Consider the following 9,350-nt stretch of genomic DNA (forward strand, 5'->3'; position numbering starts at 1 on the left):
CTACTTCCGCTTGATCAGGGCCACGCGGCCGGTGGAGCGGGCCGCGCCGTGCGCGTGCTGCAGGGCCGCGATGTCCTCGCCGCCTTGCGCCTGCTTGCCGTGTTGCGGATGGTTGGTTGGCCCGAGCGCCCGGATCCGCTCGCGGTAGCTGAGCGGCGCCCACAGGCCCTCGGATTCGATCACGTCGATCAGATAGGGGTCGACCACCACCGTCAGCTCGGCCTTGGCCTTGCCCTCGGCGGCTTCGGCCGTCACGTCGTCCTCGAACAGTTCGGCGTCGACGAAGCGTTCGACCCAGTGGCCGTGCTTCCAGAAGACCGCCTCGCCGTCGCCCAGCCGATTGCCGGTCAGCGCCCTCATGCGCGGGCCTCCCGCACCAGGTCCGAAACCAGGGATTCCGCACCGCCCGCCTGCGCCAGCGCCATGGCCTCGCCGACGATCAGCAGGGCCGGGCCGCTGAGCGCCGCGGCGGCTTCCGCCAGGCCGGCCAGGGTGGTGACCACCCGCCGCTCATCGGGGCGCGAGGCGTTCTCGACGATCAGGGCCGGGGTCGCGCCGGCCCGGCCGGCTTCCATCAGGCGCGCGGCGATCGGGGCGGCCTGCGACAGGCCCATGTAGATGACGACGGTGTGGTTGGCCCTGGCGAGGCTCGCCCAATCGAGGTCCGGCGCCTTGCCGCTCGCCGCATGGCCGGTGACGAAGGTCACGGCCTGGGCCGCGCCGCGATGCGTCAGGGGCGCGCCGGCCGAGGCGCCGGCCGCCAGGGCCGCGGTCACGCCGGGGATCACATGGCATTCGACGCCGGCCGCGCGGCAGGCTTCCAGCTCCTCGCCGCCACGGCCGAAGATGAACGGATCGCCGCCCTTCAGCCGCACCACCATCAGGCCTTCGCGGGCGAAGGCGACCAGCATGCGGTTGATCTCGTCCTGGCTGTAGGAATGGCGCGACTTGCGCTTGGCGACCGAAATCCGCCGCGCCGCAGCCGGCGCCAGGTCGAGGATCTCCTCGGTCACCAGACCGTCGTGGACCACCACGTCGGCGCGCTGCAGGACCTTCAGCGCCTTGATCGTCAGCAGCTCCGGGTCGCCGGGGCCCGCCCCCACCAGCCAGACCGCGCCGGCCGGCCCGGGGGCCTTGCGGGCGGACGCGCCGCCCAGGACCACCAGTCCATCTCTGCGTCCGGACCTGTCGCGCCGCTGCGGCATGGAATAGGTTCTCTAAAAGCTGTTACACCTGAAACGAGACGGGACGGACCTGCGCCCGCCCCGCTCATACCCGCCGATGAAAAGGGCCGATACACCGCCGGACGCTTGCAATTAGGGTTCTGAAGGGCCAACTCGCAAGCCAAGGACTTCTGCCGGGGCTGTCAGGAAAACTCATGGAACGAACGCCTGAGCGCCGTCGCCTGCCGCCGCTCAATGCGCTGCGCGCGTTCGAGGCCGCCGCGCGCCATCTGAACTTCAGCCGCGCCGCCGACGAGCTGTCAGTGACCCCAGGCGCCGTCAGCCAGCAGATCCAGAACCTCGAGGACTACGTCGGCGCGTCCCTGTTCAAGCGCACGCCCAAGGGCCTGCTGCTCACCGACGCGGCCCAGACCGCCCTGCCCGCGCTGCGCGAGGCCTTCGACCGGCTGGCCGAGGCCGCCTCCCTGCTCACCGCCGCCGTCGATGGCCGCCGGCTGACGCTGACCGCCCCGCCCTCGCTGGCGGCCAAATGGCTGGTGCCGCGGCTCGGCGACTTCGAGCGCAAGTTCCCGCAGGTCGACGTCTGGCTGCAGGCCGGCATGGAGCTCGTCGATCTCACCGCCGGCGAGGTCGACGTGGCCATCCGCTACGGCTCCGGCCGCTATCCGGGGCTGGAGGTGCGCCGCCTGATGAGCGAGACGGTGATCCCGGTGATCAGTCCCGATCTCGCCGCCACGACGCCGCTCGACAGGCCCGAGGACCTGGCGCACCACATCCTGCTGCACGACGGCTCGCCCGATCTCGACGACAGCTGCCCCGACTGGCCCATGTGGCTGGCCGCGCGCGGGGTGAAGGGCATCGACGGCGCCCGCGGGCCGCGCTTCAACCAGTCGAGCCTGGTCATCGAGGCGGCCATGAACGGCCGCGGCGTGGCTCTGGCCAAGCGCACCCTGGCCCAGGCCGACCTCGAGGCCGGCCGGCTGATCGCGCCCTTGCAGATCGCCACCCAGGTCGACTTCGCCTACTACCTCGTCCATCCCAAGGCCAAGGGGCGGCTGCCCCAGGTCAAGGCCTTCACCAGCTGGATCGAGGCCGAGGCGCTGGCGCACGAAGAGGCGCTGGCGACCATCGACAACGGCGCCGGCATCTAGGCGAGCCGCACGGCCCAAACCCGCGATATGGCTCAGGCGCGGGCCTGATAGGCCTCGATCGCGGCCACCGCCTGCGCCAGCGCCTCGCGCACCTTGGGCAGCATCGCCTCGCCCTCGGCCTCGGCCTCGGCGCAGACATCGCCCAGCCGATTGGCCCCGATGCCGCGCCCGGCGCCCTTGATGGTGTGCGCCACGTCGCGCCAGCCGGGGTCCTCGGCCGTCAGCCGCGGCGCCCAGATCCGCGCCTGGTCCAGGAACAGGCTCAGCACCTCGCCGACCACCCCACGGTCGCCCGCCGCGAAGCGTTCGAGGTAGTCGAAATCCACCGCCCCGGCCCCGCTTTCCGCCATCCCCGACCACGCCTCCGCCACGCGCCTTGCCAACCCGTCGTTTTCGCGTATTTTCCGCGCCCTCGCCGCCGGGCCATCCTGCCCGGAGCGTCGGCGGGTGCATAGCTCAGTTGGTAGAGCAGCTGACTCTTAATCTCCGGGCTCCGATTGGGGCCGTTGATTTTTCTGGACAATCGGAAGCTTGCAGCGGTCGCCGGCGGGCGTCAGCGGTCGCGTTCGGGCGCTGAAGTCGGACGGTGCTCAGCCCTCGATCCAGACCTCGGCCCCGCGCCGCAGCCGCTCGCGGAGCATGATACGCGCGCCCTCGAGTTCGCGGCGGTCCCGCTCATTCGCATAGCGCCAAACGTCGTTGATGAAAGTCACGCGCTCGAGCTCGTAACCCCGAAGCGCATCGACCCCCAAGCCGGGCCACCAGGCCAAGATACGATCATCTGCATGATGCAGGCGGTCCGGCCGGAACCCAGCTTCGCGGGCTACGATTGAGTTCACGCATACGACGACTTCGGTGACCATCTAACCCTCCCCCGCCACGTCGAAGGTGTAGCCCATGGCCTTGAAGTGGGCGTCCAGCTTCTCGGCGGCCGCGTCGGTCATGGCCTGGCCGATGGCGCCATAGTGCTCCTCGATCACCACCTGCGCGCGGCTCGGGCTGTGCAGGGAGCGGCTGCAGATCTGCGGCACGGTCAAGCCGGCCTCGTAGCAATAGGTGATCGTCGTATCCCGCAGGTCGCGGAACTGCTTGTCGGCCACGGCGGGCAGCTGCTTGGCCACCTCGGCGCGGCCCTGGGCGAAGTGGTGGCGGAAGGTGTCGGCCGCCCAGGGCTGGCCGGTGAGCTCGCAGACGATCAGGTTCAGGGGCTGCACGGTCTTGTCGCGCCAGCGGGCGAAGATCGCCTCGACCCGCTGGCGGCCGACCGCCAGCAGCGGCGGGTTGCCGGCGACGCCGGTCTTGATCCGGCGGTGCTTGACGTGGAGGTCCTGGCTCACCTGGGCGCGGGTCAGCGACAGCAGGTCCTGCTGCGACCAGGAGAGGTCGACGCCCAGGATGATGGCGTCGGCGATCGAGGCCAGGCCGTGGCCGTCGAAGTGGCGCACCAGGGCGACCAGCTCGGGCCACTCATAGACCACGATGCGGCCGTCGGGCCGCTCGCGCTCGACGAGCTCGGCGGGGTTGGCGGCGAACACCCGCTTCTTCTTCACGCACCAGCCGAGCCAGGCCGAGGTGGTGGCCAGCACGCCGTTGGCCATGTGGTGGCCAGCGCTCTCGCGCAGCAGCTCGTAGGCGCGCTCGAGCTCGAAGTCGCCCTCCTCGCCGAAGGCCGGCGGCAACAGCACGTCGATGTCCAGCGCCTTGACGGTCTCCGCCTTGGCGGGATCTCCGGCGATGGTCTCGAACAGGCGCTTCAGCTTGGAGCGGTAGTCGGCCTGGGTCTTCTCGGCCAGCCGCTGGAACTTGTCGGACGCGAAGTAGGCCTCGAGCAGGGTTGTGATCGCGCGCGGCCCCAGACGGCCGCCACGGGCCGCCGCGGCGCCCTTGGGGGCGATGGCCAGCCAGACGGCCGGAACCGGCTCTCCGGCCTCCCACAGCCGCACGGCGGCGCAGATCGCCTCGGCCTTGTCGATCGCCGGGCCCTTGGCGAGCCAGGTCCCGAACGGGCCCCGGAGGTCGCAGCCCTTCCAGCCCTGCCGGCGGCGGGTCGGCGACGGCTCCCAGCGCGGGCGGCCGTCACGCCACTTGAAGCCGGCGGGCAACTGGCCCAGACGGCGCTGCTTACGAAGCTTAGGCATGGTCGCGGTCCTTTCCTCAGAGCGCGAAGGACGGAGGGCGCCACGCTTCGGCGCGGCTGTCTAGGTGGGCGCGCGCACCCGCTGATCCGGTCCAATGATGACGCGGCCGGCGAGTTGCATGCGGATGACGCTCGAGGTGCTGGCCACCTGGTCGAGCGGCAATCCGCCAGGGCCGGCCTTCGCCACGGCCTCGGCGGCCGCGAGCTCGTGCATCAGCAGCTGAATGTCCGGCATGGCGTCCTTGGATTTCATGCCCGGCCAGCGCCGGCGGTCCTTCCGGCGATGCGCCGGCGTGGGAAGGAGGGTGTTCATCGGTGTCTCGTGATTGAAAAGGGAGCGGCGCACTCGGCCCGAAGGGACGAGGGCGCCGCCGGCTAAAAGCCGTAGCCGTCGCCGTCGCGGTAGCCGTAGCCGTCGCCGTCGCCGTAGCCGTCGCCGTAGCCGTCGCCGTAGCCGTAGCCGTAGCCGTCGCCGTAGCCGTCGCCGTCGCGGTAGCCGTAGCCGTAGCCGTCGCCGACGCTTCGAGCCGTTCCCCGACCTTCGCCGTCGAGGGTGCTTAGGCGGCCCATGCTGATGGCTCGCAGGGCAGGATGGCGATGATCGCCTTGGAGGCGACGTCGACATCGGTGGCCGTGTCCAGCTTGGTGTTGGGCTGGGGGCCCTTCTGGGCCAGCTGGCCGAGGCCTTCGGTCGTGCCCCAGCGGCGGACGCAGCGCGCGCCCTCGATGCGCACCAGCGGCCCGCTCATGGCCTCGGTGTTCACCGTGCCGACCCAGACCCAGCCGCGGTCGGCGACGACGATGGCCAGGTGCTTCGGGGTGCTTTCACTCATGGTCGTTTTTCCTCTGCTTCAGTTGAAAGAGGGATGTTCGATCCGTCCCCCGGCGGATGGTCTGGCCGCTAGGCAGGCTCGAGGGCCGGGCTGGCGGGAACAGGGCGCGCAGGCTCGGCCGGCGCGGGGTCCTCTGGCGCTGAGCCTGGGCACGGCGTCAGCACGTACTCGGTGATCTTCGGCCGCTCGCAGACGACGCAGCGCGTGCCGGTGAGGAAGGGAAACCAGATGTGGCGCTTCATTCGGCGGCCATGGCCTGGTGCTCAGCCCGCGCCTCGCGCCGGGCGAGGGTCCTTAGACGCCCCAGCACCGAATTGTTGCGCCGGCCGAGGCGGCGAGAGATCGCGTGGACGGTGAGCCCTTGCGCTTCGAGCGCAAGAAGTTGGGCGTCTTCGGCCTGGGTGAAGCGACGCACCAGGTGGCCGCAGCGATGCTGCACCACTGGCTCGGCGGGAACCGGCGGCAGGCGGCGATCGAGGTGCACATCGATCCCCTCGCGCAGGAGCGCCCAGCTGACCGAACCTTGGCAGCACCCGACCATGCGCGCGATGACAGCCTCGGAAAGCCCACGTTCCCGAAGCGCGACTAGCCGCTCGACTTCTTCCTCGGAGAGGTCCGCACGTCTGGCCATCACCCGGCCCTCAGCATCTGAAGTTGCGCGCGGGCCCGGCGGCCGTGATCGGAGGCCGGACCCGCGCTGGCCGTGGCGGGGGGGAGGGCCACGACGTTGCGGTGCGAGCGGGTGCGGCGCCAGGCGGCGACCGCCTCGGCGTCCCAGGTGCGCCCACGGATCGGAGCGGGAAAGCCGTCCTCACGGCACAGCGCCGGCCACACCTTGCGGAAGCGGTCGTAGGACAGGCCGGCCGCCTGGGCCGCCTGGGCCATGGTGAGGTTCGGGCTCATGGGAGATAGTTCCCGAGCGCGCCGAGCAGCTGGTTGGCCTCGCCGTCGCGGCGATCGTCCCACGCCAGGACGGCATAGAGGGCGTGGGCGAGGTGCTCCGCCGCCTCCTCAAGGTCGGCGCGGGCGTACTCGAGCGTGCCGACCCCTGCCACGTCGATGATCTTTCCCGCGCCCACTGAGGCGTCTTTCGCGGCGGCCAGGACCTGCTCGAGGTCCATCGGCGAGGCGTCGATGCGTTCGGCCCTAGACATCGAAGCGAAACCCCGTGCTCGCCATCCATGCGACGATGCCGACGAAGGCGCAGAGCGCGCCGATGAACCACACGCGCCAGGTCATACCGCCACCGCCTTCGGGCAGCCGAGCAGCCGGCCCAGGGCGGGCTCGTCGCGGCCGTAGTCCGGCAGGAACACGTAGCCCAGCGCCATGCCGCGCCCGCCACAGGAGCCGTCGAGCCGGCGCACGGCCAGGACGTGGCCGCCGGGCAGCTCGCAGCGGGTGAGCTGGGCGCGGCGCAGCGCCAGCGGATGGTCGGAGCGTTGCTCGAGGAGCGCCGCGGCCAGGGCGCCCAGGCTCGGGAACTCCCGGTCGGGCGTGGCGCAGCTGGTGGCCAGCACGTAGGGGCCGCTCATCGGAAGCCGCCGGCGTGCATGGCCGAGCCGATCGCCAGGGCGAACAGCATCCAGGCCGCGATCGAGACGGCGGCGAAGGCCGCGGCCTTGCCGAACGGCGGCCGGATCAGCTTTCGCCGGGCCCCACGCGGGGCGCGCGAGACGATGACGGTGGGATCGAATGACATGGCTCCTCCCCCGAGGCGCCCGCGCCGGCCGGGTCGGCCGAGGTGGCCGTTTCCAGTTGGGGATGGGGGACCAACCGGCGCGGGACGGCCCATTGAAGTCCCTGCGCCGCTGTCATTGTCAAGTTGTGAAACTAGAAAACTTGCACCGGATGAAACACGCGGCTGTTGCTGGCGCGGTGGCCCGGCCGGCGCGAAGCTGCGCCATGCAGCCGATCCTCGATCTGATCTATGCCTCGGCCGGCGTCGCCTGCGATCCGCTGGTGCTGGGCCTGAGCGTGGCCGTGGCCCTGGTCGGGCGCCGCTGGTGGATCTCCGCCCTCGCCGCGGCCCTGATCGCCGCCGCCGCCGTGGCCATGGACGTGACCGGCCCCGCGCCGGCGCTGGTGGGCGCGCTGGTCGACGGGCAGCTGATCTGCTGGGCGTTCCTCGCCTATCTGAAGCGCGCGGCTAGTCGCCCCAGAACCTGACGGCATAGACGCCGCGCACGTCGGCGCGGCGGAAGGCCTGCGGCCGGTCGGGCCTGGCCACGCTGCGCACGATGACGTGGTCGGCGTCCTCGCCCGCGTAGATCCTCGGCCAGAGCTCGCCCGACAGGGTCTCGACCACACAGCCCTTGTCCAGCGCCGGCCGGCGCGCGCGGTCGAAGATCACCAGGGCGCCGGCGTCGGCCTTGGGCTGCATCAGATCGTCGGCCAGGTGGGTCGCCCCGATCGAGGCGCGGGCCAGGTCCTCGAGGTTGAAGCTGGCCTCGGAGACGTCAGCGCCCTTGACCTTCCAGCCCTCGGGCGCGAGCTCGGCGCGGCCCCAGAGCGGAATGACGAGGCCCCGCGGCGTGCGCTCGGCGAGCTCGCGGGCCGGAGCCTGCCGCTGGTGGCCGAGGATCCGCGCGCGCTCGAGCTCGAATTCCTCGAGGTCGCCGCCGGCCGCCTTGGCCAGCCGGGCCCGCTGGGTCTCGGAGAACCGATAATTGCCCTTCTCGATCTGGCTCCAGCGCTGGACGCTGACGCCCTTGTCGGGATCTCCGGGCGTGTAGCGTTCGGGCTCGAAGGCCTGGGCGGCTTCGTTGACCGTGCGGCCGTGGCGCTTGCGCAGGGCGCGCAGGGCCTGCCCCCAAACGAGGCGGTCGGTGTTCTCCGGCGGGTGTTCGGCCATCCGCCAGGACTGCCGCACCGTAGGTTGAGCCGCCAGCAACATGCCGTGTGCTTGTTAAAGCAAATTCTCAACTTGACAATGACAGGCGGCGCACCTTCCTAAATCGCGACGACGCAAGATCAAGGGGGCGTCGTCGATGAAGCCGCAACGCCGCACACGGCCGGCCTTTTTCAGCTGGCGGATGGAATTCGGGCTCACCGTGCGGGCGACCGCCGACGCGCTCGAGGTGCAGGAAGGCTACCGGATCGCCAGCCACGAGAAGGTGCGCACCCTGTGCCTGCCTTTCGACGATCCCGAGCGCACCGAGCCCGACGCGGCCCTGGCCCGCGCCATCGCCCAGCTCACCGACAATGAAGTCGACGAGGCCTCGTTCAGGCCCCAGCCGGCCCAGGCGGCGGCATAGGGGTGCGGCGGATGCGGGCCATCAGCGGCGCGGATCGGTCAAGGAGATCGCGCAGCTCGCCGATCGCGCGGCCGGCGCCCGGCTCGAACGGCGTTCCCGGCGCGACGACGATGCGGCCGAGGGTCTCCCAGTCGGCGAGCATTTCACGGGCTCTCCCCAAGACTTCGCCGCCCTCGCTGTCCGGCGACAAGGCCGCGTGCACTTCACTTAGAAGTTGCAACATCAACAGAGCGGCGATCTCGCAGGTGGACATCGGCGCCACCGCGCCGAACGACAAACTCTCAGGCATATACGGCCCCCATCACCTTGGTTTTACTCGCCCCAGCCTCACTGAAGGGGGGCGAGCGGGTTCCCGCAAAGCGATAACTAGCTGCGCCGTTCATCCTGCGCCCGCATGTCGCACCTATTTTGGGGATCGGCCGTGACCGTGCGCCGCTCCGCCGAGGACGTGGCCGCCTGGGTGCGGTTCGCGGCGGCGGCCGAGGCGGCGGTGCGGCGGCCCATCGACATTCCGACGGCGCTGGAACGCGCCAGCCGCGCGGCGCGCAAGGCGGTGCTGCCCTGCGAGCCCTATAGCCCGGCCAACCCCTGGGTGACGGCGCTGCGGGTGGCCCAGGAGTTCTGCGGCTGCCTGGCGACCGGCCGCATGGACCGCGCCACCGACCTCGAGACGGCGCTTGAAGACGCCCAGGCCCATTGCCGCCTGCAGACCGCCCACGGCGCGGCCAACGGCGAGCCGGTCAAGGGCGAAGAGACGCGCCGCGTTCGCTGGCCCTACGTGGACGACTGAC

19 protein-coding genes are annotated in these 9,350 nt (G+C 71.1%); 4 read left to right on the top strand and 15 right to left on the bottom strand.

The features are described 5' to 3' along the window. The gene (locus VGT80_RS04195) at positions 1–360 is read right to left on the bottom strand and encodes a DUF2849 domain-containing protein (RefSeq protein WP_327453184.1); all 360 of its coding nucleotides are present in this window, start codon (positions 358–360) and stop codon (positions 1–3) included. Then, positions 357–1,205 (bottom strand): uroporphyrinogen-III C-methyltransferase, encoded by an 849-nt coding sequence (gene cobA / locus VGT80_RS04200; RefSeq protein ID WP_414693892.1) that lies wholly within the window; start codon positions 1,203–1,205, stop codon positions 357–359. The genes VGT80_RS04195 and cobA overlap by 4 nt, the downstream gene beginning before the upstream one ends. A gap of 173 nt (positions 1,206–1,378) precedes the next feature. On the opposite strand from cobA, the gene gcvA reads away from it, so the two are divergent. Continuing rightward, a complete protein-coding gene (gene gcvA, locus VGT80_RS04205; protein WP_327453186.1) occupies positions 1,379–2,335 on the top strand; it encodes a transcriptional regulator GcvA in 957 nt (318 codons plus the stop codon). Between the two features lie 32 nt (positions 2,336–2,367). Here the strand turns inward: gcvA and VGT80_RS04210 are convergent, their stop codons facing one another. From VGT80_RS04210 to VGT80_RS04260, 11 genes are all read right to left on the bottom strand, one after another. Further along, the gene (locus tag VGT80_RS04210; protein ID WP_327453188.1) at positions 2,368–2,685 is read right to left on the bottom strand and encodes an Hpt domain-containing protein; all 318 of its coding nucleotides are present in this window, start codon (positions 2,683–2,685) and stop codon (positions 2,368–2,370) included. Between the two features lie 240 nt (positions 2,686–2,925). Further along, on the bottom strand, positions 2,926–3,198 hold the full coding sequence (locus VGT80_RS04215; RefSeq protein ID WP_327453190.1) for a hypothetical protein: 273 nt from the start codon (positions 3,196–3,198) through the stop codon (positions 2,926–2,928). Further along, on the bottom strand, positions 3,199–4,473 hold the full coding sequence (locus VGT80_RS04220; protein ID WP_327453192.1) for a hypothetical protein: 1,275 nt from the start codon (positions 4,471–4,473) through the stop codon (positions 3,199–3,201). A gap of 60 nt (positions 4,474–4,533) precedes the next feature. Continuing rightward, positions 4,534–4,785, bottom strand: coding sequence for a hypothetical protein (locus tag VGT80_RS04225; protein WP_327453194.1), 252 nt, complete (start codon positions 4,783–4,785; stop codon positions 4,534–4,536). Positions 4,786–4,847: 62 nt separating this feature from the next. After that, positions 4,848–5,042 (bottom strand): hypothetical protein, encoded by a 195-nt coding sequence (locus VGT80_RS04230; protein ID WP_327453196.1) that lies wholly within the window; start codon positions 5,040–5,042, stop codon positions 4,848–4,850. Next, the gene (locus VGT80_RS04235) at positions 5,030–5,305 is read right to left on the bottom strand and encodes a DUF6948 domain-containing protein (RefSeq protein ID WP_327453198.1); all 276 of its coding nucleotides are present in this window, start codon (positions 5,303–5,305) and stop codon (positions 5,030–5,032) included. The genes VGT80_RS04230 and VGT80_RS04235 overlap by 13 nt, the downstream gene beginning before the upstream one ends. A 238-nt stretch (positions 5,306–5,543) precedes the next feature. Further along, positions 5,544–5,936: a hypothetical protein gene (locus VGT80_RS04240; RefSeq protein ID WP_327453200.1), complete on the bottom strand. Its 393-nt coding sequence runs from the start codon at positions 5,934–5,936 to the stop codon at positions 5,544–5,546. Then, entirely contained in the window at positions 5,936–6,208 is a 273-nt protein-coding gene (locus tag VGT80_RS04245; protein WP_327453202.1) for a hypothetical protein, read from the bottom strand. Before VGT80_RS04245 ends, VGT80_RS04240 begins: the two co-directional genes overlap by 1 nt. Next, entirely contained in the window at positions 6,205–6,459 is a 255-nt protein-coding gene (locus tag VGT80_RS04250; protein ID WP_327453204.1) for a hypothetical protein, read from the bottom strand. Before VGT80_RS04250 ends, VGT80_RS04245 begins: the two co-directional genes overlap by 4 nt. 81 nt (positions 6,460–6,540) lie before the next feature. Continuing rightward, on the bottom strand, positions 6,541–6,837 hold the full coding sequence (locus VGT80_RS04255) for a hypothetical protein (RefSeq protein ID WP_327453206.1): 297 nt from the start codon (positions 6,835–6,837) through the stop codon (positions 6,541–6,543). After that, positions 6,834–7,004, bottom strand: coding sequence for a hypothetical protein (locus VGT80_RS04260; RefSeq protein ID WP_327453208.1), 171 nt, complete (start codon positions 7,002–7,004; stop codon positions 6,834–6,836). Before VGT80_RS04260 ends, VGT80_RS04255 begins: the two co-directional genes overlap by 4 nt. Before the next feature lie 203 nt (positions 7,005–7,207). On the opposite strand from VGT80_RS04260, the gene VGT80_RS04265 reads away from it, so the two are divergent. After that, positions 7,208–7,471 (top strand): hypothetical protein, encoded by a 264-nt coding sequence (locus tag VGT80_RS04265; protein WP_327453210.1) that lies wholly within the window; start codon positions 7,208–7,210, stop codon positions 7,469–7,471. Here the strand turns inward: VGT80_RS04265 and VGT80_RS04270 are convergent. Continuing rightward, entirely contained in the window at positions 7,452–8,198 is a 747-nt protein-coding gene (locus VGT80_RS04270; RefSeq protein WP_327453212.1) for a helix-turn-helix transcriptional regulator, read from the bottom strand. The two genes, VGT80_RS04265 and VGT80_RS04270, sit on opposite strands and share 20 nt — an antisense overlap. A 94-nt stretch (positions 8,199–8,292) precedes the next feature. On the opposite strand from VGT80_RS04270, the gene VGT80_RS04275 reads away from it, so the two are divergent. Beyond that, entirely contained in the window at positions 8,293–8,559 is a 267-nt protein-coding gene (locus VGT80_RS04275) for a hypothetical protein (protein ID WP_327453214.1), read from the top strand. Here VGT80_RS04275 and VGT80_RS04280 read toward each other — a convergent pair. Beyond that, positions 8,528–8,848: a hypothetical protein gene (locus VGT80_RS04280; protein WP_327453216.1), complete on the bottom strand. Its 321-nt coding sequence runs from the start codon at positions 8,846–8,848 to the stop codon at positions 8,528–8,530. The genes VGT80_RS04275 and VGT80_RS04280 overlap by 32 nt on opposite strands. 132 nt (positions 8,849–8,980) lie before the next feature. Here VGT80_RS04280 and VGT80_RS04285 point away from each other — a divergent pair, with 132 nt between their 5' ends. Beyond that, complete coding sequence (locus VGT80_RS04285; RefSeq protein ID WP_327453218.1) at positions 8,981–9,349, top strand: hypothetical protein; 369 nt, start codon at positions 8,981–8,983, stop codon at positions 9,347–9,349. Position 9,350 lies beyond the last annotated feature (1 nt).

It is taken from the genome of Phenylobacterium sp. (genome assembly GCF_035944335.1).
GTDB lineage: Bacteria > Pseudomonadota > Alphaproteobacteria > Caulobacterales > Caulobacteraceae > Phenylobacterium.